Source organism: Labrys sp. E2SS-1L, from assembly GCF_057073705.1.
This window is the reverse complement of the sequence record NZ_CP172712.1, coordinates 4614296-4638694: the sequence shown is the minus strand read 5'-3', so window position 1 is coordinate 4638694 and position 24399 is coordinate 4614296. Positions and strand designations below refer to the sequence as shown.

20 protein-coding genes are annotated in these 24399 nt (G+C 62.2%); 9 read left to right on the top strand and 11 right to left on the bottom strand.

Going from position 1 to position 24399, the window contains the following annotated elements:
* The first annotated feature begins 73 nt into the window (after window positions 1-73).
* Both ACIGJE_RS21625 and ACIGJE_RS21620 read left to right on the top strand, forming a co-directional pair.
* Window positions 74-994: a LysR family transcriptional regulator gene (locus ACIGJE_RS21625; protein ID WP_415083814.1), complete on the top strand. Its 921-nt coding sequence runs from the start codon at window positions 74-76 to the stop codon at window positions 992-994.
* Window positions 995-1028: 34 nt separating this feature from the next.
* Window positions 1029-1937 carry an aldo/keto reductase gene (locus ACIGJE_RS21620; RefSeq protein WP_311941989.1) on the top strand — a complete coding sequence of 303 codons (909 nt, stop codon included), beginning with the start codon at window positions 1029-1031 and terminating at the stop codon, window positions 1935-1937.
* Window positions 1938-2023: 86 nt separating this feature from the next.
* Here the strand turns inward: ACIGJE_RS21620 and ACIGJE_RS21615 are convergent, their stop codons facing one another.
* Window positions 2024-2368, bottom strand: a complete 345-nt coding sequence (locus ACIGJE_RS21615; protein ID WP_311942033.1) for a hypothetical protein — start codon at window positions 2366-2368, stop codon at window positions 2024-2026.
* On the opposite strand from ACIGJE_RS21615, the gene ACIGJE_RS21610 reads away from it, so the two are divergent.
* The 5 genes from ACIGJE_RS21610 (at window position 2255) to ACIGJE_RS21590 (ending at window position 11652) form a co-directional block, all read left to right on the top strand.
* Window positions 2255-6169: a PAS domain-containing protein gene (locus ACIGJE_RS21610; protein WP_415083812.1), complete on the top strand. Its 3915-nt coding sequence runs from the start codon at window positions 2255-2257 to the stop codon at window positions 6167-6169. The two genes, ACIGJE_RS21615 and ACIGJE_RS21610, sit on opposite strands and share 114 nt — an antisense overlap.
* 372 nt (window positions 6170-6541) lie before the next feature.
* A complete protein-coding gene (locus ACIGJE_RS21605; protein ID WP_311941985.1) occupies window positions 6542-7792 on the top strand; it encodes a sarcosine oxidase subunit beta family protein in 1251 nt (416 codons plus the stop codon).
* Between the two features lie 11 nt (window positions 7793-7803).
* Complete coding sequence (locus ACIGJE_RS21600; RefSeq protein ID WP_311941983.1) at window positions 7804-8082, top strand: sarcosine oxidase subunit delta; 279 nt, start codon at window positions 7804-7806, stop codon at window positions 8080-8082.
* The gene (locus ACIGJE_RS21595; protein ID WP_415083809.1) at window positions 8079-11060 is read left to right on the top strand and encodes a sarcosine oxidase subunit alpha family protein; all 2982 of its coding nucleotides are present in this window, start codon (window positions 8079-8081) and stop codon (window positions 11058-11060) included. Before ACIGJE_RS21600 ends, ACIGJE_RS21595 begins: the two co-directional genes overlap by 4 nt.
* Window positions 11053-11652: a sarcosine oxidase subunit gamma gene (locus ACIGJE_RS21590; protein WP_415083807.1), complete on the top strand. Its 600-nt coding sequence runs from the start codon at window positions 11053-11055 to the stop codon at window positions 11650-11652. Before ACIGJE_RS21595 ends, ACIGJE_RS21590 begins: the two co-directional genes overlap by 8 nt.
* 149 nt (window positions 11653-11801) lie before the next feature.
* On the opposite strand, the gene ACIGJE_RS21585 is transcribed toward ACIGJE_RS21590, so the two are convergent.
* From ACIGJE_RS21585 to ACIGJE_RS21575, 3 genes are all read right to left on the bottom strand, one after another.
* Entirely contained in the window at window positions 11802-13397 is a 1596-nt protein-coding gene (locus ACIGJE_RS21585) for a peptide ABC transporter substrate-binding protein (RefSeq protein ID WP_415083805.1), read from the bottom strand.
* Between the two features lie 144 nt (window positions 13398-13541).
* The gene (locus ACIGJE_RS21580; protein ID WP_415083804.1) at window positions 13542-14366 is read right to left on the bottom strand and encodes a DMT family transporter; all 825 of its coding nucleotides are present in this window, start codon (window positions 14364-14366) and stop codon (window positions 13542-13544) included.
* Between the two features lie 56 nt (window positions 14367-14422).
* The gene (locus ACIGJE_RS21575; RefSeq protein WP_311941964.1) at window positions 14423-15328 is read right to left on the bottom strand and encodes an SDR family oxidoreductase; all 906 of its coding nucleotides are present in this window, start codon (window positions 15326-15328) and stop codon (window positions 14423-14425) included.
* Window positions 15329-15419: 91 nt separating this feature from the next.
* Here ACIGJE_RS21575 and ACIGJE_RS21570 point away from each other — a divergent pair, with 91 nt between their 5' ends.
* Window positions 15420-15995 carry a TetR/AcrR family transcriptional regulator gene (locus tag ACIGJE_RS21570; protein WP_367623297.1) on the top strand — a complete coding sequence of 192 codons (576 nt, stop codon included), beginning with the start codon at window positions 15420-15422 and terminating at the stop codon, window positions 15993-15995.
* A gap of 34 nt (window positions 15996-16029) precedes the next feature.
* Here the strand turns inward: ACIGJE_RS21570 and ACIGJE_RS21565 are convergent, their stop codons facing one another.
* The 3 genes from ACIGJE_RS21565 to ACIGJE_RS21555 form a co-directional block, all read right to left on the bottom strand.
* On the bottom strand, window positions 16030-16365 hold the full coding sequence (locus ACIGJE_RS21565; RefSeq protein WP_311942030.1) for an ArsR/SmtB family transcription factor: 336 nt from the start codon (window positions 16363-16365) through the stop codon (window positions 16030-16032).
* 787 nt (window positions 16366-17152) lie between these two features.
* On the bottom strand, window positions 17153-18352 hold the full coding sequence (locus ACIGJE_RS21560) for a multidrug effflux MFS transporter (RefSeq protein ID WP_415083801.1): 1200 nt from the start codon (window positions 18350-18352) through the stop codon (window positions 17153-17155).
* Window positions 18353-19011: 659 nt separating this feature from the next.
* A complete protein-coding gene (locus ACIGJE_RS21555) occupies window positions 19012-20157 on the bottom strand; it encodes a DegT/DnrJ/EryC1/StrS family aminotransferase (protein ID WP_367623295.1) in 1146 nt (381 codons plus the stop codon).
* 162 nt (window positions 20158-20319) lie between these two features.
* Here ACIGJE_RS21555 and ACIGJE_RS21550 point away from each other — a divergent pair, with 162 nt between their 5' ends.
* Complete coding sequence (locus ACIGJE_RS21550) at window positions 20320-21192, top strand: glycosyltransferase family 2 protein (RefSeq protein WP_415083799.1); 873 nt, start codon at window positions 20320-20322, stop codon at window positions 21190-21192.
* Window positions 21193-21219: 27 nt separating this feature from the next.
* On the opposite strand, the gene ACIGJE_RS21545 is transcribed toward ACIGJE_RS21550, so the two are convergent.
* The 4 genes from ACIGJE_RS21545 to ACIGJE_RS21530 form a co-directional block, all read right to left on the bottom strand.
* The gene (locus ACIGJE_RS21545; RefSeq protein WP_311941949.1) at window positions 21220-21723 is read right to left on the bottom strand and encodes a GNAT family N-acetyltransferase; all 504 of its coding nucleotides are present in this window, start codon (window positions 21721-21723) and stop codon (window positions 21220-21222) included.
* Window positions 21724-21780: 57 nt separating this feature from the next.
* Window positions 21781-22500, bottom strand: coding sequence for a WbqC family protein (locus ACIGJE_RS21540; protein ID WP_367623294.1), 720 nt, complete (start codon window positions 22498-22500; stop codon window positions 21781-21783).
* A gap of 147 nt (window positions 22501-22647) precedes the next feature.
* Entirely contained in the window at window positions 22648-23337 is a 690-nt protein-coding gene (locus ACIGJE_RS21535) for a CatB-related O-acetyltransferase (RefSeq protein ID WP_415083796.1), read from the bottom strand.
* 231 nt (window positions 23338-23568) lie between these two features.
* Window positions 23569-24396 carry a transporter substrate-binding domain-containing protein gene (locus ACIGJE_RS21530; protein ID WP_311941942.1) on the bottom strand — a complete coding sequence of 276 codons (828 nt, stop codon included), beginning with the start codon at window positions 24394-24396 and terminating at the stop codon, window positions 23569-23571.
* Window positions 24397-24399 lie beyond the last annotated feature (3 nt).

The following is a 24399-nucleotide window of genomic DNA, read 5'->3' as shown; positions in this document are numbered from 1 at the left end:
GGCGAATATGGCGCAATCGTCATGTTCGGAGTATCCTGCAGATATTGGTTCTATCTTCCGGGATTTCCGAACAATGAAACTGGACGGGATCGCAAGTTTCGTTGCGGTCGCCGAGGCCGGATCGATCAGCGAGGCAGCACGCAGCCTGCGCCTGTCGAAATCGGTTGTGAGCGAGCGGCTGGGTGACCTGGAGCGGAGTGTCGGTACGATATTGCTTCATCGTACCACACGGCGATTGTCGGTGACGGAAGATGGAGCCGCTTTTCTGGAACGCGCCAGGCGGATCCTCCGCGAGGTGGAAGAGGCGGCTGCGGATCTGGCCGAGCGGCGCGGCACCCTGGCCGGCCCGATGCGGATTGGTGCGCCGATCACCTTCGGGCGCCTTCATCTCGGCCCCGCCTTGTTTCCGTTCCTGGCGGCGCATCCCCAGGTCGAGCTCATCCTCGATCTTGACGATCGCCGCGTCGACGTCTCCTCCGGTGCTTATGACGGTGTCATCCGGCACGGTACCATCGCGGATACGCGGCTGATGGTCTGGCGTCTCGCGCCGAGCCAGCGTCTGCTGGTGGCGTCGGCGGAATATCTGGATCGCGAGGGGATGCCGCGTTCCATCGGCGATCTCGATAGTCACAAAGGGCTGTTCTATTCGAACCGCGGGGCTGCCGATTGGCGTTTCCTCGGGCCTGATGGCGTCGAAATCGTGCGGGCCAAGGTCGCCTTGCGTGTCAACAATGGCGATGTGATTCGTGACGCTGCGCTTGCCGGCCTCGGCATCGGGCTGCTGCCCACTTTCATCGTCGGACCCGAGATCCGCGCCGGAAAGCTGAAAGTCATCGACATCGGTGTCCGGCCCGAGCCGGAATTCATCTTCCTTGCCCATCCCGAAGGACGGCGGCCTTCCGTCAAGCTGCGGACGCTGGCTGAGCATCTGAAACGCAGTTTCGGCGATCCGCCTTATTGGGAGGAGGGGATGTCCAATACGACCTCCGCTTGATAGAAGTGACGCGTCGTCACTGCGAGATCCCGAGATGAGCGACCTGCCGGCACCCGAACCGATCCGTCCCCTCGGTCGCAGTGGCATGTCGGTCAGTTCGGTCGCCTGGGGCATGTGGCGCTTCGGCGGTGAAGACCTTGCTTCGGCCCAGAAGCTGGTGGAGACCGCGCTCGAGGCCGGCGTCACGCTGTTCGATACCGCCGACATCTACGGCCCGTCCGACCTTGGCGGCTTCGGCGTTGCCGAAAGCCAGCTCGGCCGCGTGCTCGAGGCCAGCCCTGGATTGCGCCGGCGCATGGTGCTGGCGACCAAGGGCGGTATCGTCTTCGGCACGCCCTATAATTCCTCCGCCGCTTATCTCGCCTCGGCCATCGATGCGTCGCTGAAGCGAATGCAGGTCGATCGCATCGATCTGTGGCAGATCCATCGCCCTGATATCCTCACCCATCCCGGTGAAATCGCCAGGGCCCTCGAGGAGGCGCATCGGGCCGGCAAGATCGCCGCCATCGGCGTGTCGAACTATACGGCTGCCCAGACGCAGGGCCTGGCGGCCTGCCTCAACCTGCCCATCGTCAGCCACCAGCCCGAATTCTCGGCCCTCAAGCTCGATCCGCTCCAGGATGGAATTCTGGACCAGGCGATCATGAACGACATGGCGGTGCTGGCCTGGTCGCCCTTGGCGGGCGGGCGGCTTGCCCTGCCGCAGGATGAACGGGCGCGGGCGGTAGTTGGCTTGTTCGATGCCAAGGCGGAGCAGGCGGGTGTATCCCGCACGGCGGTGGCCTTGAGCTGGCTGATGGTGCATCCGGCACGAACCATTCCGATCGTCGGTACCCAGAACCTCGACCGCATCCGGGAGATCCCGCAGGCCTATCTGCCGCGCTGGAGCCGACAGGAGTGGTATGCGGTGCTCGTGGCTTCGCGCGGAGAGCGCCTGCCCTAACGGCGCCTCGCCCCTGCTCGACGACCTCGGAAGAAGAATGACCGGCAGCCCGGTGCTTCCCGAATGTTTCTGCCGGGCGCGCTGCGTCATACACAAAACACTGCTGAAAAAGGGCACAAATTCTCGCAGCGCCATTTGGCAATGGCGCCGCTTCTCAGTACCATTCCCACACTTTGAATGCTGATGATTTCGCTCGCGCAGGTGAGATCCGCCAGATGAAGATAGACGCCGGGCTTGGCTTCGGTCGCCTTGATGCGGTCGTACTTCCGGGTGACGTGGCACTGCTTCGCCATGTCGTCGAGCAAGCCGGCGTCGCCATGGCGTTGATCGGCCATGACGGCCGGTTTTGTTATGCCAATCCTGCCTTTTGTCGCCTCACCGGTTACCAGGCCGCCGGCTATGTCGGCATGACTTTTGCCGACTTCGCTCATACGGACGATCGCACCGGTTTCTCTTGGGATGGCCGGAACGAGGACGGCGTGGAGCGCCGCTATCGCCGGCATGACGGCACAGTCTTCACCGGCTTGACCAGTCTCTCCCGGCTTGGCGCGCTGGACGAAGCCTCTCCCTTTGCCGCGATTGTGCAGATCGTGGCCGTCAGGGACCAGAAGCCGGACGAGGCCGGCCTCGCCGAGGCGGAGTGGCGCTGGCGCCAGGCCCTGGAAGGCTCAAGGCAAGTCGTGTGGGACTTCGACGTGCCCAATGAAATGGTGTGGGTGTCGTCGCACTGGCGCACCATGCTCGACCTGCCGGACGAAGAGCGCGTGCATTCGATCGGCAACTGGCTGAGCAAGATGCATCCGGACGATCGTGCCCGCATGGCGGAGGCGGCAGGACGTGTCGGGCGCGATGGCAATCGGGACTTCGACGCGACCTATCGATTGAGGCACAATGACGGTCGCTGGATCTGGGTGGTCAGCCGCGGAAGGGCGGTCGAGTACGCACCGGATGGCACGGTCAAGCGTATGATCGGGACCATTGCCGACATCACCTACCAAAAGGAAATGGAGGAACGTCTTACCGCTGTTTCGGAGCGGTTGGAGGTCGCCGTTCAAGCCGGCGGAATCGGCATCTTCCACGTCGATTATCCCTCGGGCCTCCGGCATTGGGATGCGCGAACCTACGCGCTTCACGGCGTGACGCCCGAGACGTTCGGCAACACGCTGGAAGAGTTCTTCGGCCTGCTCTCGCCCGAAGATGCCGAGAGGGTCGATCGCATTCGCCAGAGCGCGCTGCAGTCGGGTTTGCACTATCAGCTCGACTATCGTGTTCGGTGTCCAACGACCAACCGGTTGCGCCATATCCGTTCCACGGTCAGGCTGATCCGCGGCGATGATGGTGCCCTGACGCATGGAACCGGTGTCTGTTGGGATGTCACCGACGATGTGGAGCGCAATCAGAGACTGCACGACACGCTGGTCCTGCTGCAGGCCGTGATGAACGGCACGCCCGATCTGATCTATGCCAAGGATCGTGACGGCCGCTATGCTCTGGTCAATCCCGCGGTCGAGAGGCTGATGGGGCGATCGAGCGACGAGATCCTCGGCCGTTCCGATACAGACATTTTTCCGGCCGGGATGGCGCGCCGCCTGATCGAGAACGACCGTCATGTGATGCAGAGCGGGGAACCCTCCACCATGGAGGAGACAGCCATGCTCGGCGGCGTGTTGCGCACCTATTCCTCCACCAAGGCGCCGCGGCGCGACGAGCGCGGCGAGATCACTGGGCTGATCGGCATCTCCCGCGATATCACCGATGCAAAGGCGGCGGAGGAGGCTCTTCGACATAGCGAAATGCGGTGGCAATTCGCACTTTACGGCTCGGGCGATGGGGTCTGGGATCAGAATCTCGAGACGGGGGAGGTATTCTATTCGCATCAGTGGAAAGCGATGCTGGGCTACGACCAGGACGAAGTCGGGACCAGCGCCAGCGAATGGTCCGACCGTGTACATCCGGAGGACCTGCCACGATGCCGGGCGATCATTGAAGCCCATCTGCGCGGCGAGACGCCGGATTTCGCCATAGAGAACCGCCTGCTGGCCAGGGATGGCAATTGGCGCTGGATCTATGATCGCGGCAAGGTGATCGAGAGGGCGGCGGATGGGCGTGCCTTGCGCATTATCGGAACCCATACCGACATCACGGCGCGCAAGGAGGCCGAAAGCGCCATCCTGGCCCTCAACCAGCGGCTGCAACTGGCGATCGAGGCAGCTGGCGCTGGTGTCTTCGAATATGATTTCGCCTCCCAGCGCTATAATTGGGACGATCGCCTGCACCGGCTCTATGACATGCCGTCGGACAGCTATGACGGCAGCCGGCAGGCCTGGCTCGATCGCATTCACCCCGACGACGTGGCCGCAATCACGCGCGAATATGACAGGGCAATGCGTGAAGGCACGCTGTTCGACATGGAGTTCCGCCTGCGGGACCGGCATTCCGGCAAGATCCGCCACATCCATTCGCTGGCCCGGGTGATCCGTGACGAGGCCGGCACCCCGATCCGCACGGTCGGCATGGATTGGGATGTGACCGAGCACAAGGAACTGGTGGAGGCGCTGTTCGAGGAAAAGGAGAGGCTGCGCATCACCCTGCATTCGATCGGCGATGCCGTGATCTCGACCGATGCTCATGCCCGGATCACGTTCATGAATCCCGGTGCGGAAGAAATGACGGGATGGCCGGGTCCGGATGCGGTTGGCAGGCGCCTGTCCGAAGTGTTTCGCATCGTCGATGAAGCCACCGGTGAACCCCTTGCCGACCCGGTGGAAACCTGCCTGGCGCGGATGCACCCCTATTATCTCAGTGACGGTGCCGTGTTGCTGCGGCGGGACGGCGAGCGGCGCAGCGTGCGCGATTCCGCTGCGCCCGTGCGCACGGCCTCGGGTGAAATCATCGGCGCCGTGTTGGTCTTCCAGGACGTAACCAAGGCCCGCATCCTGCAGCAGGCTCTGGAACACTCGGCCAATCACGACAGCCTGACCGGACTTCCCAACCGTTCCGCCTTCGAGCGCGAGATCCGCCTGTCGCTCGAGCAGGCGCGCAAGGGCCAGCATCGGCACGTGCTGTGCTTCGTCGACCTCGATCGCTTCAAGATCGTCAATGACAGCGCCGGGCATGCCGCCGGCGATGCGCTGTTGCGCGAAGTCGCCAATCTGATGCGCCGCGTCTGCCGGACGGAAGACGTACCCGCCCGCCTGGGTGGTGATGAGTTCGCTCTTCTGCTGCGTGACTGCTCTGTCGTGGAGGGAGAGGCGATTGCGCAACGGTTTCTGCGCGGTTTGGCTCAGTTGCGCTTTGCCTGGGATGGCCGGACCTATCAGATCGGCGCCAGCGTGGGGCTGACCCGGATCGATGCGGAGGCGCCAAGGCAGGACGAGTTGATGAGCCAGGCCGATATAGCCTGCTATACCGCCAAGACCTCGGGCCGCAACCAGCTTGCCGTCTATGGCGATGGGGAGAGCAAGACCCATCGCAACCACAGTGAGATGCGGGTGGCGGCCGGCATTCGCCACGCGATCGAAGCCAACCGCTTCCGCCTCTATGTCCAGCAGATCTTCGATCTTTCCGGGCGGGAAGGCAGGCAGCGGCATTTCGAGATCCTGCTGCGCATGCTCGACGATGCCGGCAACATCGTCGAGCCGGCTGCCTTCATCCCGGCCTCCGAACATTACGACCTGATGGGCAGTATCGACCGCTGGGTCATTCATGCCACGTTCCGCCGCTATGGTCCCCGCTTGCTCGACGCCGGCGATATCTCCCTCGCCATCAATCTCTCTGCCAATTCACTGAACGATCCCTTCCTCTGGCCGCTGCTGCAGGAGGAATTCGCTCAATCGGGCTTGTCGCCCCGGCGCATCCATTTCGAGATTGCCGAGACGGCGGTGATCAACAATCTGACGGCCGCGCAGCAGTTCCTTTCCAAGGCGCGCGCTGCCGGCTGCGGCGTGATGCTCGATGATTTCGGCAAGGGGCTGTCCTCGTTCACCTATCTCAGGCAGTTCTCCGTCGATGGTCTCAAGATCGATGGCGACTTCATCCGGCAGATGGCACGGAGCGACGTCGACCGCACCATCGTCGAATCGATCAACATGGTCGGCCACCGGTTGGGAACCATTACGGTGGCCGAGCAGGTGGAGGATGAGGAGACGTTGACCCTGTTGCGTGCCATCGGTGTCGATCGTGCCCAGGGTTTCGTTCTTGCCCGCCCGCAGCCGCTGGACACCCTCTTTTGAGCCTGCATGCCGTGGCAGGCGGTCCGAAACGCCCATGCGCGCAGCAGCGGCGGCCTGACGAACCGGTTGCTTGTCGGCGACCGGCATTCGTGGTGAAACTTTTTTCCTGGCATTAAAGTAGCAAAAAATCTTGCACGCGCAGGAATAATCTTTCACTGTGGGTAACAGGCTGCTATGCGTAATAACAATACAGCCCGTATTCGCAAAGGGCAGAGGGATCCATGATTCTCGACGACAAGCGCTGATCGTGCCGGCGTGGCCTGGTCTTGGAAGTGGGCGCCTGAGCAGCATGCTCTCGAATCCACCTCTCGCTAGGCGACGAAGCGACCGGACGACCGAAGTTTTCCGCACTCTTCCCCGGCAAGAAGATCGATGCATTACTCCCTGTTCTCCCTTCTCAAGAATGCCCTGAATGGCCACCGTGGCTGGACGCCGACCTGGCGTGACGCCGAGCCGCGGCTCAACTACGACGTGATCATCATCGGTGGCGGCGGCCATGGCTTGGCCACGGCCTACTATCTCGCCAAGAATCATGGCATCACCAATGTCGCGGTGATCGAGAAGGGCTGGATCGGTGGCGGCAATGTCGGCCGCAACACCACGATCGTGCGCTCGAACTACATGCTGCAGGGCAATATTCCCTTCTATGAGCACGCCATGAAGCTGTGGGAGGGCCTGGAGCAGGACCTCAACTACAATGCCATGATGAGCCAGCGCGGCGTGCTGAACCTCTATCATTCCGATGCCCAGCGTGATGCCTTCGCCCGTCGCGGCAACGCCATGCGCCTGAACGGCGTCGATGCCGAATTGCTCGATCGCGACGGCGTCAAGGCGATGGCGCCCTTCCTGAATTTCGACAATGCCCGCTTCCCGATCCAGGGCGGCCTCCTGCAGCGGCGCGGCGGCACGGCGCGCCATGACGCGGTGGCCTGGGGCTATGCCCGCGCCGCCAGCGACCGCGGCGTCGACATCGTCCAGAATTGCGAGGTGACGGGTTTCGTCCGCGAAGGCGGGGCCATCGTCGGCGTCGAGACCACCCGCGGCACCATAAGGGCCAAGAAGATCGGCATGGCGGTGGCCGGCAATACTTCCAAGGTCGGCACCATGGCGGGATTGCGCCTGCCGATCGAGAGCCATGTGCTGCAGGCCTTCGTCACCGAGGGGCTCAAGCCGTTGATCCCGGGCGTGATCACCTTCGGCGCCGGTCATTTCTATGTCAGCCAGTCCGACAAGGGCGGCCTGGTCTTCGGCGGTGACATCGACGGCTATAATTCCTATGCCCAGCGCGGCAACATGCCGGTGGTCGAGGATGTCTGCGAAGGCGGCATGGCGGTGATGCCGATGATCGGTCGCCTGCGGTTGCTGCGCAGCTGGGGCGGCATCATGGACATGTCGATGGATGGCTCGCCCATCATCGACAAGAGCGGCATCGACGGCCTCTATCTCAATTGCGGCTGGTGCTATGGCGGCTTCAAGGCCACGCCGGCCTCGGGCTGGTGCTTTGCCCATCTCATCGCCAAGGATCAGCCGCATGAGGTGGCTGCCGCCTATCGGCTCAATCGCTTCGAGACCGGAGCGGTGATCGACGAAAAGGGCCAGGGCGCCCAACCCAATCTTCACTGAGGCACGGTTCGATGCGGATTGCCTGTCCCTATTGCGGTGCGCGCGGCGTGCACGAATTCACCTATCTCGGCGATGCCGGGCTCACGCGGCCGGATGCCTCGGCGCCCGACGCCGGCAAGAACTTCTATGAATATGCCTATTTGCGCGACAACCCCGAGGGCGCGCATGAGGAGTTCTGGTATCACGGCTCGGGCTGCCGTTCCTGGCTCAAGGTCCGGCGCAACACCAAGACCCACGTAATCGAGAAGGCGGAACTGGTGATGCCTCAAGCTTTGGGAGCCGCATCATGAGCGAGGCCGTTTCCTTTCGTCTGCCTTCCGCCGGCCTGGTCGATCGCAACAGCACCGTGCGGTTTCGTTTCGACGGCAACAGCTATGAGGGCCTGAGCGGTGACACGCTGGCCTCGGCCCTGCTCGCCAACGGTATCCGCCTGGTCGGGCGTTCGTTCAAATATCATCGCCCGCGCGGCATCTTCACGGCTGGCCCTGAGGAGCCGAACGCGCTGGTGGAACTGCGCAGCGGCGCCCGGCGCGAGCCCAACACCAAGGCCACCACCATCGAGCTCTATGATGGCCTGGAAGCGGCGAGCCAGAACCGCTGGCCTTCGCTGAAATTCGACCTGCTGTCGGTGAACCAGCTCGCCGGCCCGATCTTCGTCGGCGGCTTCTACTACAAGACCTTCATGTGGCCGGCTGCCCTGTGGGAGAAGCTCTACGAGCCGATGATCCGCCGCGCGGCGGGCCTCGGCAGCGCCAGCCAATTGCCGGACCCGGATCATTACGAGAAGGCCGCCGCCTTTTGCGACGTGCTGGTGATCGGCGCGGGTCCTGCTGGCCTGATGGCCGCCTTGGAAGCCGGCCGGGCCGGTGCCCGCGTGATCCTGTGCGACGACGATTTCCGGCTGGGCGGGCGGTTGCTGGCCGAGCGGCATGAGGTCGGTGGCAAGCCGGCTGCTGCCTTCGCCACCGATATCGAGGCAGAACTCGCTGCCATGCCCGAGGTGCGTATCATGCGCCGGACCCAGGTCTTCGGTGTCTATGACACCGGTACCTATGGCGCACTGGAGCGGGTGTCGGATCATCTCCCGGTGCCGCCCGCCCACCAGCCGCGCCAGCGCCTGTGGCACATCATGGCCAAGCGCTGCATCAATGCCATGGGCGCCATCGAACGCCCCATCGTCTTCGGCGGCAATGACCGGCCGGGCGTGATGCTCGCCTCGGCGGCGCGCAGCTATCTCAACCGCTACGGCGTGGCGCCAGGCCGCCAGGCCGTGGTGTTCACCACCAGTGACGATGGCTGGCGCACGGCGGCCGATCTCGTGGCTGCCGGCGTGACCGTGGCCGCTATTGTCGATCCGCGCTCGCAGGTCGATGCCGCGGTGTCGGGTTGGGCCGGCAAGGCCGGAACGCGCACCTTGCTCGGGGCAAGCGTGACCGATGCCAAGGGCGGCGCCCAGGGTATCAAGTCGGTCGAGGTGATCGCCGGGCGCAAGCGCGAGACGATTTCCGCCGATTTCCTGGCTGTCTCCGGCGGCTGGAACCCGCAGGTCGCACTCACCACGCACAAGGGCGCCCGGCCGCGCTGGTCGGATGAGCTTGCAGCCTTCGTGCCGGGCGACCTGCCCGAGGGCATGACGGTGGTCGGTGCCGCCAATGGCGATTTCTCCCTGGGCGCCTGCCTGCGGGCTGGCGCGCAAGCGGGCCGGGCCGCAGCCGGCGATTGCGGTTTTTCCGCCGGGCAGGCCCCGATCCCGGCCTGCGACGACGAGCCTGTCGGCCTCAAGCCGCTCTGGCATGTCGCCGAGACGAAGAGCAAGGCCTTCGTCGACCAGCAGAACGACGTCACGGCCAAGGACATCGAGATCGCCCATCGCGAAGGCTTCCGCTCGGTCGAGCATCTCAAGCGCTACACCACGCTGGGTATGGCCACAGACCAGGGCAAGACCTCGAACATACCGGGCCATGCCATGATGGCGGGCCTGCTCGGTCGTTCGATGACGGCGGTCGGCACCACGGTTTCGCGGCCGCCGCATTTCCCGGTGGCGATCGGCGCCTTGGCCGGTCCCCATCGCGACAAGCATTTCAAGGCGACGCGCCTCACCGCCGGCCATGAATGGGCGATGGCCAACGGTGCCACCATGGTGGAGGCCGGCCAGTGGCTGCGCCCGCAGTGGTTCTCGCGTCCCGGCGAGAAGGACTGGCTGGAAAGCGTTTGCCGGGAGGTCAAGACCACCCGTTCGATCGTCGGCGTGTGCGATGTCTCGACGCTGGGCAAGATCGACATCAAGGGTGCCGACGCCGGTGCCTTCCTGGACCGCGTCTACGTCAACACCTTCTCGACGGTCGCCGTCGGCAAATGCCGCTATGGCCTGATGCTGCGCGAAGACGGCTTCGTCATGGATGACGGCACGGCGGCCCGCTTTGCACCCGATCACTATGTGATCTCCACCACCACGGCCAATGCCGTGAAGGTGATGCAGCATCTCGAATTCTGCCGCCAGACACTCTGGCCCGAACTCGACGTCTCGCTCTCTTCGATCACCGAGCAGTGGTCGCAATATGCGGTGGCCGGGCCGAAGGCGCGCGAATTGCTGCAGAAGCTCTACGGCTCGAGCGCCGATCTGTCGAACGAAGCCTTCCCCTATATGGGATGTGCCACGCTGCAGCTCGGCAATGTCGGCTCGCGGCTCTACCGCCTCTCCTTCTCGGGCGAGCTTGCCTATGAGATCGCGGTACCCGCCCATTACGGCCTTGACCTCCTCAAGGCACTGATGGCGCTGGCCGAGGAGATGGGCGGCTGCGCCTATGGCACCGAGGCTCTCGGCGTCATGCGCGTCGAGAAAGGCCATGTCGCCGGCAACGAGCTCAACGGCCAGACCACGGCCCGCGATCTTGGCCTCGGCAAGATGATGTCGACCAAGAAGGACTATATCGGCCGCGTCCTGGCCCAGCGTCCTGCGCTGGTGGCGGCCGACAGGCCCGGCCTCGTCGGCGTCAAGCCGGTCAATCCGGCCGATCGCTTGCGGGCCGGTTCGCATTTCCTCAAGAAGGGGGCTGCGGCCGTCGCGGCCAATGACGAGGGTTTCGCAACCTCGGTGGTCTATTCGCCGATGCTCGAAAGCTGGATCGGCCTTGGCCTGCTCGCCAACGGTCCGTCTCGTCATGGCGAAGTGATCCGGGCCTATGATCCGGTACGCAACGGCGATATCGAGGTCGAAGTCATCTCGCCCATCTTCTTTGATCCTGAAGGGAGCCGTCTCCATGTTTGACGCAATGAGCGCGGGGCGTTTGGAGTCCCGTAGCGCCTTTGCCGGCCTGCTCAAACCGGTGGGAACGGGTGCAGGCGTCACCGTGCAGGATCGCTCGGGCCTGGAAATCGTCACCCTGGCCGCCCGTAAGGGCCAGGAAGGAGCGCTGGCGGCCCGCATGCAGGCCGCCTATGGCCTCAGGCTGCCAAACGGGCCCAAGCGGGTCGTGGCCGGCTCGCTTGCGGCGCTGGGCACCGGGCCGTCGGCCTGGCTGGTCACCCGCGAGGCAGGTGGGCCCAATTTGCTCGTCTCGGACCTGATCGAGGCGGTCGGCACGCTCGCGTCGGTGACCGACCAGACCTCCGGCTATGCCGTGCTGCGGGTTTCTGGCCCGCATGTCCGCGATATGTTCGCCAAGGGGCTGGACATCGACCTGCATCCGCGCGCCTTCGCACCGGGCGATGCCGCCGTGACCGCCTGCTCGCATATCGGCGTGACGCTGTGGCAGCTCGACGAAACGCCAACCTACGAAATCGCCCTGTTTCGCAGCATGGCCGGCAGTTTCTGGCATTGGCTGAGCGACAGCGCCGCCGAATTCGGCCTGGCTGTATAAAGGAGGCTGGTCATTGGACCAGCCCTCTTCAGGGAGTTTCGAACAAGCAGGGAAATGGTTGGCATGGGGCATTGCGACCCCTCATCCGTCCCATCTGGACTTCAGAGCTAACACTCTGAAAGCGGCGGGTCCGAAGACCGGCCCTCCGATTACTCCTTGCTGAGAAACCGCGTCAGGTGCTCGTTGGCGGCGTTGTCCTGCCAGCCCTTCACCTTGCTCGAGACCAGCCAGAGATCGGCATTGGAGAGCAGGGGAGCCACAGGCTGGTCGCGCGCCAGGAGCGCCTCGGCATCCTCCAGAATCTTCAAACGCTTGGCCGGATCGGTTTCGGCATAGGATTTGGCGACGAGCGCGTCATAGTCCGGACTGGCGAAATGGGAATAGTTGAACGCCTTGTTGGCCGTCGTCGGTAGAGCGAGGAAGTTTTCGGCGTCGGCATAGTCGGCCACCCAGGCCGCGCGCGCTACCTCGAAGGCACCGCCGTCGCGCAGGAAGGCGTAGTGGGACTTGCTGTCCGAATTGAGCAGGGAGACCTCGACGCCGAGTGCCTTCCACATATCCGCCACAGCGGTGGCGATCCGGCGATTATTGTCGTTGGTGCCGAAACGGATGGTGAGCTTCAGCGGCTTGCCGCCCTCGCCGAATCCCGCCTGCTTGAGCAGGTCCTTGGCGGCGTCCTCACGATCGAGCTGAGGCTTGTCGGCGAAGTCCGGCATGGCGGGGGTATAGCCCGGCAAGCCGGAGGGGACGAAGCTGTAGCTGCCGACGCGCGTGCCCGAGAAGATTTTCTCGGCCAGGAAGTCGCGATCGACCGCCATCGACAGGGCACGTCGAACCCTGGCATCGTCGAAGGGCGGGGTGCGGGTATCGAAGGCATAATATTCATTGGTCAGATTCGGCGAGACATGGACCTGATCGCCCACCTTCTCCTTGAGAAGTTTCAGCTGATCGGCCGCGAACTCGAAGGTCATGTCGAGCTCGCCCGCAAGAAAGCGCCGCTGGGCGGCGGCCTGGTCATCGATCGGATAGGAGATCACCTTGTCGATGCGGACATTGGCGGCATCCCAGTAACGCGGGTTCTTCACCAGCGTGACATGATCATTGGCGAGGTTCTCGGTCAGGGTATAGGCGCCGTTGGAGATCAAATTGCCAGGCTTGACGAAATCGGCCTTGAGCTTCTCGACCGAGGCCTGATGCACCGGCAGGGCGGCTTGATTGGCGAGGAGTTGCAGGAGATAGGGCGTCGGCCGTTCCAGCGTGATCTCCAACGTCCTGTCATCGAGGGCCTTGACGCCGAGCGTGTCGACACCGGCCTTGCCGCTGTTCACCGCTTCGGCATTCTTGATCGGATAGAACAGATTGGCGAAGCTGGCCGCTTCCTTGGGATCTTCGAGCCGGCGGAAACTGAAGACGAAGTCAGCGGCCGTGACCGGATCGCCATTGGACCACTTGGCATTGGGACGCAGCTTGAAGGTGTAGGCGAGACCGTCGGGGGAAATCGTCCAGCTTTCGGCCGTTCCCGCCGTGAGCTTGCCGGCAGCATCGAAAACGGTGAGCCCCTCGAACAGGTCCTTGAGGATGAATTGCTCGGCGATGATCGAGCTGTGGGTTGGATCGAGGGTCTGGGCCTCGGCGCCATTGCCTTTGTGCAGGACGGTCTCGGCCAGAGCGGGGCGGGATGCACCGGCCAAAAGGCTGGCCGCGAGGGGGAGGACGAGGGCGAATAGTCTCAGTGCGGGCTTCATGCGGACTTCCCCTTATGGGCGTCCCGGCTGGTGCCGAGATTCGTGATGGGCCGAGTAAACTGGCTCGTCCGGCCCGCGACAACCCTGGACATTTGCTGGGGGAAAGGGCTTGTCTTCACAGGCAGAGATCGTCTCGCAGGACTATCAGGCTGCCGTCCGGCGCAGCAGCAGGATGAGCCCCGCCGAGATGATGAAGGCGGCGCCGAGAAGAGTTATCGCATCCGGTACGTCGCCGAAGGCGAAATAGCCGACGATGGCGGCACCAACGAGTTCCGCATAGACGAGAGGCGCCAGGGTCGAGGCATCGGCGAGCCGGAAGGCGATGATGGAGAGCAGGTGGCAGACCGCCGAGATCAGGCCGAGACCGGCAAAGAGCAGGAGATGATCGACGGCGGGGGCAGACCAGGAAAGCACGGCCTGCGGCGTGAGGAGGGCTGCCCCAAAGAAACACTGGAAAGCCAGTGTCTTGACGGGGTCACTCTGCTGGGCCGCACGCCTGGTGGCGATCAGGTAGAAGGCAAAGCAGATGCCGGAGGCCAGAGCCAGGAGAATGCCGGGTTCGATGCCGCCGCCGGGCTGGAGAATGATGAGCGAGCCCACAAAACCCAGGGCGAGGCTGACGCCCTTGGCCGGTGTCATGCGTTCCTTGAGCACGACGATAGACAGGGCGACCGCCAGGATGGGGCCGACGAAATAGGCGCAGAGCGCCGTTGCCAGCGGGATGCGGGCGATGGCCAGGAAATACAGGGTCATCGCCGCGACCAGGAAGACGGTGCGCGCGATATGAGAAGCCAGATGCTCCGACGGGAACATCCTCCGGCCATGGAGGAGGGCCGAGAGAGGCAGGACCGCCAGGCCCGCCACCGCATAGCGCGCCCAACCGATGAAGAAGGGCGAGTAGTCCGTACTCAGATATTTGGCAATGCCGTCGACGGTCGGCACACTCACCATCGCAATGATCATGGCCAAGATGCCTCGGACAGATCCTGTGGTTTCGGCAGAGGCAGGCATGGCCATGAAGGAACCTATCTATAACCGGTCGCGTCGGCCGGCTTTCCGGCTTCTTCGATCTCCGGAATGTAGCGCCAAGCGTCGGGCTGGGAGCCGTCAAGATCGGTGAAACCGTAGATTCGCGCCAGCTGTCCACTCGAAAGAGACTGCCCGTTCCAGCGATTCCTTTCGGCATCGGCGGCAAGGGCTGCCACGGCGCGCCCGACGAAGCGAGGTGTTTCCGAAATGACGAAATGCGGCACCGTTGCCGTGGCATCCCGCCAATTCTCCTCTGCGACACCGAATGCCTCCAGCATCATTTCCGAGCGCAGCCAGCCCGGGGTGAGCGCCACCGAGGTGGCCCCGTATTTGGCGAGGTCCTTGGCATGCGCCCAGGCGAGACGGATCACCGCCGACTTGACCAGATCGTAGAAGGGCGAGAGGCGGTAGTGGCCGGCATTGTAGTCGGCCGTTCCGTCCGTCATCTCCACGAGAAGACCGCCGGGGCGCTCGATCAGCAGGGGCAGGGCGTGATGCGCGGTGATCAGATGGGTATCGATCCCCAGGCGCAGCAGGCGCAATCCCTTGTCGAGATCGTGTTCCCACACGGCCTTGTTCCACTCGAACAGTTTCTCGCCGCCCCAGACATCGTTGACCAGGATGTCGAGACGGCCTTGCTCGCTCCGTATCCGCTCCACCAGGCCGCGTACCTCATCGGGTACGAGATGGTCGACGCGGATGGCAATGCCCCGGCCGCCGGCCGCATTGACCAATTCGGCCGTCTCCTCGATGGTTTCCGGCCTGTCATACTCCGATCGATGCCCACGGGTGCTGCGCCCGGTGACGTAAACGGTTGCGCCTGCTGCTCCCAGCTCGACTGCAACACCTCGGCCCGCCCCTCGCGTGCCGCCGGCAACAAGTGCGACCTTTCCGGTGAGCATGACCACAGCTCCTGTTTTCGATTGCCGAGCGCTCTTTTCGAGCATAAGAATTGATATATAAATGATCGTTCGGTTATAAATGGATGTCAAGATGCCCCGACATAAGACCCTGCCCGACGAGACCGTGCTGGGAGTTGCCTTGCAGCTTCTGCACACTGGAGGGCCGGAGGCACTGACATTTGCGGGATTGGCGCGGGCTAGCGGCCTGGCGGCTGCAACCTTGGTGCAGCGCTTTGGCAGCAAGGCGCAGCTCAAGCAGGCGGCCTTGCTCCATGCCTGGGACCGCTTGGACGAAAAAACGTCACAGCTGGCAGCTGATATTGCGCGCACGCCCGAGGGGGCAGTCGATCTGCTGGTGGCTCTCTCCGGCGACTATGGCGCCATCGAATCCTATGCCGAAGGATTGCTGATCCTGAGGGAGGATCTGCGCGATCCCCTGCTGCGCGCACGCGGCGCGCGCTGGCGGGATGCCCTCGTCGACGTGCTCGACACCTGTTTGGCGGAGCGGGGAGGCCAGCGCCAAGGGCTTGGCCAATTGATGGCGTCGCAATGGCAGGGCTCGCTCGTTTGGTGGGGTTTCGAGCCCAATTGTCCGGTTGCGGACCATGTCGGCCGCGAACTCAGGCAATTCGTGGCAGCCGTCATGCCGAAAAGGGCGGGCACCTGAACGGCGCCCGTCCCCATCGCCCTATTTGAGGGGCTTATCGGGCTTCGACCGAGCGAAGCTGCGTCACCGGGCTGCGTTCGGGCAGCTTCACCGGCATCGGCGCATCGTCAATGGCAATGTCGTGCAGGGCCATGCGTTCGGCGACCCAGCTTTCGGCCAGGGCCAGGGCATGCGGCGTCATGCGATAGGTGCGCACGCGGCCAGCCTTCTCGGAGACGACGATACCCCCGGCTTCGAGCACGCCGAGATGCTTGAGCACCGCGGGCATGCCCATGGAAAGGGGGAGTGCGAGTTCGCTGACAGAGGCTGGTCCGCGGGCAAGACGATCGACCATGGTGCGACGGCTGGTATCGGCGAGCGCATGGAACATTCTGTCGAGAGCGAGAGGATCGAGGCGAGCTTCCACGTCAGGCTACTTTCTTAGTCGGAGGAGGAAACCGGCCAGCAATGTGCCGGCCGGCGGGGCATCAAGCCAGGGAGAACAATCTGGGAGCACCGGTCTGGCGGGTCCCGGGCCTGGAAAGGGGAGGCATCGGCACCGAATTTCGACGGATGGTTCGGCTCGGCGAACGGCAAGGCTTCACAGTCCCAATCCGGCCCGCGATCTTGCCGGTAATTCAGCTGATACGATGAGGGAGAGAGCGCCATCGTCAGGCCTCAAAATGCCAATGATCTTCCAAACCGTGCCGGGCTGCCAAAGGAGCCTATCGAATTGATATCGTTCGAAATTCCAAACTTATGTCTGTCTTGCCGATCACAAAAAGAAGCCCGCTGCGCGGGCTTGGGAGGGTATCGAGAGAACCGAGCGAAGGTGCGAACAGCACAGCATGGAGGGGATCTGTTTGGAGATCGCTGCGCCGTTCGCAAGATCAATTTAGACGGGCGGCGCTAGGAGCACACTCCGTCAAATATGACGTGTCGAATTTGACGGATTGGCGGGAAAGGCGCGAATGACGCGCAGACCTCGCTGCGAGCGAAGGCGAGGTTTTTCGCATGAAAATGCGTAGATTGGAATAGATCTAGCAGGTTTGGCGGCCGGCAGGAAGCCGATCCGCCTACCTCTTTAGTAGAGGGCCCAGCAATCGCTGTTCGACTGGAACGACATGCGCGCCGATTCGGCCGGGATCGGAAACGGTGCGAGACCGCTGTGGTTGGGCTCATTCCGCCGGGGCGGCGATCTCCTTTTCAGTCAAAGTGAGCTTGGCCAGAATCAGCGCTCCTATGGCGCAGAGGGCGATGATCGTGACCATCGGCAGGGCCGTGCCATTGAAGAAGAGGCTGGCGATCACGATCATGACGGCACCCGTCACCATTTGCAGCGTGCCACCAAGAGCCGAGGCCATGCCCGCAATGGGGCCATGATGCTCCAGCGAAAGGACCATGCTGGTCGGGATGACCAGGCCGAGGAAGGCAAAGGTGACGAAGAGCATCGCGATCAGCACGGGCAGGCTGTCGACACCGCTTGCGACCAGCGCGAAAAGGGCGATGGCCGCGATGGCATAGGCGAAGACGGCGCCGAGGATCACCCGGCCCATGCCGAAACGTTGGCCGAGATGGGCGCTGAACTGGGAGGCGCCGATGAAGCCGATGGCGTTCACGGAAAAGGCCAGGCTGTAGAGCATCGGGGTCAGGCCGAAATGATCGACATAGATGAAGGAGGAACTGGCCAGGAAGGTGAAGAAGCTCGACATGCCCAGCGCGCCGATGAAGGTCACTCCCAGGAAATGGCGGTCACGCAGCAACAGCCCGTAATTCGACAGAACGGTGGGCAGGTCGCCGGCAATGCGTTCGGCCGGCGGCCGGGTCTCCGGCAGCACGAAAGCCGTCAGCAGCAGGCTCAGCACGGCGGCGATGGTGACGGCTACGAAGACCGCGCGCCATCCGAAGGGAATGATGAGGGCGCTGCCTGTGAGAGGGGCGAGGATGGGGGAGACGCTGAACACCAGCATCACTAGGGACATCAATCGGGTTGCCTCGACGCCGGTATGCAGATCACGGATGATGGCGCGCGGGATCACCATCACAGCCGCCGCTCCGATGCCCTGGATGAGGCGCAGGCCGATCAGCCAATCGATGGTTGGGGCCGACGCGCAGCCGATCGAAGCCAATGTGAACACCGCCAGACCGAAATAGAGCGGCAATTTGCGGCCGACAATGTCAGAGACCGGTCCGTAGATGATCTGGGTCAAGCCAAACCCCAGGAAGAAGGCCATCAGGGTCATCTGGGCGGCGGCGGTGCTGGTCTGGAGATGCTCCGCCATCGAGGGGAGGGCGGGTATATACATATCGATGGCAAAGGGCCCGATGGCGGCGAGCAGGCCGAGCACCAGAGCGTTGCGAGCAAAGCTGTGCGGCATGGAAAATCCTGTGACGACCGGCGAGTTGGAGGGGCTTTCGGCCGCAGCCGATGGCAGCTGGCGCAGCATGGCCCTGGAGAACTGCTTCCTGGCACGTGGTTATCGCGAGCCCACTCGTCAAGCAAGGGCCTGGAATACGCACTCGATCTGCCTGCCCGCTAGGCATCCCGGCCGTGACGCTGGGCTTGTCGGCCATTGATGGAAAGGAAGGTGGTACTTGGGTAAGGAAGGTCTCGAGCCGGAAAAGTCAGCAATGGCGGCCGCCGACGAAAACGGGGGAAGAAGCAATGCTTCTTCCCCCGTTCACCGATTTCTCGAAACGCCAAGCTTTCACAAGCGAAATCTGCACTTGGTTGTTATGTGAAGCAACACTTGGCAGAAATGGCGCCCACAACCTCAATGGCGTCTTTGTTAACAAGATGGAATGCTACAATCAATTTCAGGCCTGTCCAGTATGAAATTGAATCAATCCGTCCGTTGCGGAACTTATATCGATTTACCTTTTCAGATGAGAAAAAGAACCGAATTGAGTAGTCCGCAACGGCTATAGGTTGTTTGGCGTTTCGCCCCGCGGAAGGGCGATTCGGAAGAGTGGTGGCGAGGAGACCTTGCCGCATGAACCAGTTATCCCGACAGCGATACCGTCGGTCTCCGGAACATCAGGTCTTGTCTGCGAGAATCTCCCGCAAGGCGCCTGCGACGATATCTGCTTTGTCTTCGGTCATATTGTAGCCGGACGGCAGATTGATGCCGTGCCTGGCGATCGCCTGTCCCTTGTCATGCGGCGTGACCAGGCGCTTGGCTGCCGGACGATCGGCAAAAGCCTGCATGCTCGACAGCGGCGAGAAGAAAGGACGGGTATCGATGTTGCGCTTGTCGAATTCGGCCATCAGGCTGAACTTGTCGAGACCGAGGGCCGGATCGAGGACCACCGTCACCATCCAGAAGGAGTTCTCGCTTCCCTCGGGTTCGGCATTGAGGGTGATGCCGTTGAGCCCGCCGAGCCGTTGCCGGTACCAATCGAAAATGGCGCGCTTATGGGCGATCAGCGTGTCGATGCGCTCCATCTGTGCGACGCCGAGAGCCGCCGTCACCCCATTCATGCGATATTTGAAGGCGATTTCCTGGTTGATGAACCGGCGATGGTCGCCCGGCGCCCGGCCATGATCCCGCAGGCAGAGCACGCGCTGGTGGAGATCGTCGTCATCGGTCACCAGCATGCCGCCCTCGCCGGTGGCGACGGTCTTCGAGCCATGGAAACTGAAGGCGGCTGCCCGGCCGAAGCTGCCCGCGCGCCGACCGCGATAGCGAGAGCCGAGGGCCTCGGCCGAATCTTCGATGAGATGGACGCCGTGCCTGTCGGCAATGTCCTGCAAGGCCTGCCAGTCGCACATCGAACCATAGAGGTCCACGCCCAGGATCGCCTTGGTCTTGGGACCGATGGCGGCCTCCACAGCGTGCGGATCGATGCACCAGGTGTCGGGCAGTATGTCGACGAGCACGGGTTCGGCACCGACATAGGTGACCGGTGCCACCGAGGCGATCCAGGTCACGTCGGGCACGATCACCTCGTCGCCCGGGCCGATGCCGAGCGCGGCCAGGATGAGATGCAGTGCTGCCGTGGCATGCGGCACGCTGACGGCATGCTTCACGCCGACATAATCGGCCATCATCCGCTCGAAGCGGGCATTATAGGCATAGTGATTGGCATACCACGCCGTGCGGGCAGCCTCCGCGGCGAGTTCGGCCTCTCTCTCGGTGATGGAGGGACCTGCGACGGGAATGCGTTCGGGGGCAATGATCACGGTGACTCGGCTCTACTTGATTGGCAGCCGATACATACCGCGCTCACCTGCGCGGCGCCAGACCGATCAAAATGGCCGGCGCAGCGCAGAATTGCCGGTTGCGGCTGTTGCTGCAAAGGAATAGGACATGCTCCGGTTGATGGCCGATAGGAGCCCGTGAGCATGTCAGGACCCTGCGTAACTATAGGGATTCCTATCTATAATGCAGAAGACATGATCGCGGAATGTCTGGAGTGTTTACTGAACCAGACATACAGAAATATTCGCATCGTCATATCGGACAATGCTTCAACGGATGGCACTCAAGCCATCGTCGAGCGCTATGCCGCAGTCGACAATCGGATTACATATCTGCGGCGGCCCGAGAATGTCGGACCGGTCAGGAACTTCCGTGGCCTGGTGGATGCGGCGCAGACACCGCTCTTCCTGTGGCGGGCGCATGACGACCTGTCCTCCGCCGACTATGTCGAGCGATTGGTCGCCGCTTTTGATCGAACGCCGAATGCCTTGCTGGCCGTTCCTACCGTGATGACGTATCGAAGCGACAGGCCTGTCACTATTGCGCGGCCCCGTGAACTGCAGGGGTCGCAACTGCGACAGATTGCGGATCTTCTCTACAATTCTCCTGCAAGCTGGTTCTACGGCCTGTGGCGAACCGATGCCTTGCGTGGAATACTGGATTACGTCAATCGGGCCTATCCCGACCCCTGGGGATCCGATCATCTGGTGATGTACCCGGTTTTCATACGCAGGGCCGTTGCGATGGCACCTGAGGTTCAGTTTTCCCAGCGCATCGTCTGGAAAGAAGCCAACCGTTCGATGAGGATCGTGCCGGCCATGCATCTTGTCCGGTTGCGGCGAGCCTATTGGAAAGCCTGCCTCCACGATATCGATGAAGCCGGGTTTAGCGGGGTCGAGAAGCTTGCCCTGAAGGGGATTACTTTTTTCTATGTCGGTAAACGGGTTGCCCGCATTGGCAAGATCACCCGCGTCGCTTTCAGGCAGGTTCTCGCGCTGTTTAGGCGTAAAAACTGAAGTAAATATTATTATTTATACTAAAATTTATATTCGCTTTTCCATCAGTACGACGTCGTAAATGTCGTCGTTCGTACGAAAGTGGTTCAGCATCGTCCCAACAATTCTAAAATTCATGGACTTGTAGAGGGAGAGCGCGGCGAAATTGTCCGCTCTGACTTCCAGGAGTATTTTTTCCAGGCGATGTTTTTCTTTCGCCGTTGCCACGAGGTTCTCCATTGCAACACGTCCCAAACCCTTGCCTTGCGCGCTCGGCGCTATAACGATGCCGATAAAGCCATGCCGATTGCGATGGTGAATATTGGTGATCTGGGCAAAGCCGATTGGTTCATCCGTCGTGCTATCGGCAATGACCATGAAACTGCCATTGGGGTCGGTCTTCCGGCGCTCCAGCCATCCGGCGACTGCGTCATCATCTGTTGATGTCACCACATTGAGCAGCAGGGCCTGCAGGGCGGAATCCCTCCGAAGCGAAGCGAGAAAATCAAAATCGCTATTCTCCGGAGATCTCAAGCTCACTCGCTTCAACATCGCATTCCTGTTTGCTTGATGGCAGCAGTCGATAGAGGAAGTCTGCCGGTTAACGCGTCATGGCGTTTGCTTTGCCAGAAATTCGCGCCAGTGAACGGTTCGGGGTTTCAGGAATTGATTGGCATCACGGCCGGTGCGGCCGATCAGGTCAAGGATGGAAACATAGGGTGTAAAGGCGCCGCCATCTTGCGGCCATGGCGTCAGGCTGTAGTCCATATATTCGACGCTCACACCGTTCGCTTCGAACGCTTCGTGGTCCATATATCGCGCGGCGCCGTGTCCGGTGAGATATCGCGTCCCGCCCACGCCGAGGACGATGTCCAGCACGCGCTTCCACGAAGAACCGACTATATTCAGCTCACTGCTGTGGGTTATTTTTCGCGACGTCCCAATTCCAATATAGTCGGCAGACAGTTCTATGCTTCGGATCAGGGTGTCGCACAGCTTGTCTTGCTCATACGCCCTGTCGAGAATGTCGATCGCGTCCTGTGCATGGGAGGCGGTGGCGAGCGATTGCTTGAGGAGCAATTGGTGGGTTGCCCGCCAATCCCCGGCCGTGGCATCCAGATCCATGATGGGCTTGTAGGTGCCCCCGCCGGCAAGCGGAATGGTCATCCACTTGGTTTGATCGCCGACCTTCACCTGCACGCGGTTTGTAAAACTTCCTTTCGAGAACTGAGCATCATCCAAATAAACATAAATGTCCGCCAAGGCGAGTTGCTCGAAAAAGCCGGGCCAGGGGAACAGCATGGGTTGAGTGATTACTACAGTTGTCATGCTCGATTTCAGAGTTGTGAGCTACGTGATCTATTTCGCTAAAACGTTAAGGTAACATTTTGATTATGCAATGGCCTAGCAAGCGACAAGGTCACACCACTGTTTCAGTGGGCTGGCATTTCCTCTTCCGGCCGTCCAGCGACATACTCAAAGCTGCGCCACGAACGCGACCGGATCCCGCAGCAGCGACGCCCTGGCTCTAATCGTCTCGTCCGGCCAAGTCCACCAGGCACTGGTCAGCAATTTTTCGATGGTGTCGTCATCGAAGCGATAGCGGATCAGCTTGGCGGGCACGCCGCCCATGATGGCGTAGGGCGGCACGTCCTTGGTGACAACAGCGCCGCCGGCGATCACCGCACCATGCCCGATGGTGATGCCGGTCATCAGGGTTACCCCCATACCGATCCAGACATCGTGTCCGATCACGATCGGGTCGTTCTTGGGATAATGGCGGTCGATCGTTTCGTCGACGATCCCCCAGCCTTCGAGATAGGTGGCGGGACTGGTCGAGACGAGATCGAGAGGATGGTTGCCGCCGGAGACCTTGATCTCGGTGGCGATCGAGCAAAAAGCACCGATTTCGCCAATCTTGGATTGCTTGGTGCACAGCGGGCGATATCCGTAGCTGTACTTGCCGACGCGGATACCGAAGCGCTGCTCGACCAGCGCCCGCATGAAATCGTCGCGCGGACCATAATGCGAGCGCGACCATTTGGAGACTTTGCGCAAGGCGAAGCGAGGCAGCCCGATTTGCAGCAAGCGCCGATGCAGGGCGGAACGAATGACGATGTCGTCAGGCGCATAGGTCAGGGTTGTCGCTTTGGAGGAGATTACCACGGCTGGCTTTCGTTTTTCGCTATCTTCTCTCGGCCGGGTCAGGCCTCCTCATGCGGCGATCGAGGAGGGATCGCCGAGACTTCCGTTGCCTATACCAACTCTGCCCGTTTCCTCAACGGCTTCTTCAGGCAGTCCGCCAGGCGATCCTGGCCTGAAGAACTGTGATGCGGTCCTTGCCGGTGCATTGCCGGCCGGAGAGGAACAGCCACACCGGCCGGTGAAGCGGGGTCATCAGAATTTCGGCATGGGCGGCAAGGGGGCCAGGGGAGAGCCGAACCATTTCTGGTTGATCTGGCTGAGCTGCCCGTCGGCAACAATCTCGCCGATGAAGCCGTTGCACCATTCCTGCAAAGCGGTATCGGCCTTGCGGAAGGCCATGCCGTTGGCCTGTTCCTTCATCTTGAACTTGGCCTCAATGCCGAGGCTGGCATAGTCCTTGGTGAGCTGGGCGAGCACCGTATTGGAGGCACCGATCGACTGGACCTGGCCCGAGATCAAGGCCTGGGTGGTGGTGGCATCGTCGTCGAAGCGCATGATCTGGGTGCCTGATGGCGCGATCTGCGAGACGGTGATGTCCTGTGTCGAGGCACGCGCCACACCCACGGTCACACCGACGAGATCCTCCGGCTTGGTCACCTTCAAGTCCTTAGGACCCATGATATAGGTGGTCAGCGTGCTGTAGGGATTGGAGAACAGCACCTGCTTCATGCGTTCGGGCGTGATGCCGAAAGTGGCGATGAGCAGGTCGACCTTGTTGGTGAGCAGATAAGGGATGCGGTTGGGGCCGGTCACCGGCACCAGCTCGAGTGAAACGCCGAGCTTCTTGGCCATCAGGGCGGCGACGTCGGCATCATAGCCAGCCGGCTTCTGCTCGGCATCGGTGCCGCCGAAGGGCGGGTAGTCGGTGAGGACGCCGACGATCAGCTTGCCGCGCGCCTTGATTTCATCGGGGGTCGCGGCCGCTGCCGGTCCGGCAGCGAGGGGCAGCGCCAAGGCGGCTATGCCGGCGGCGAGGCACAGCCCAAGCCCACGGCGTGAAATCGGATCTGTCAAAGCCATGAT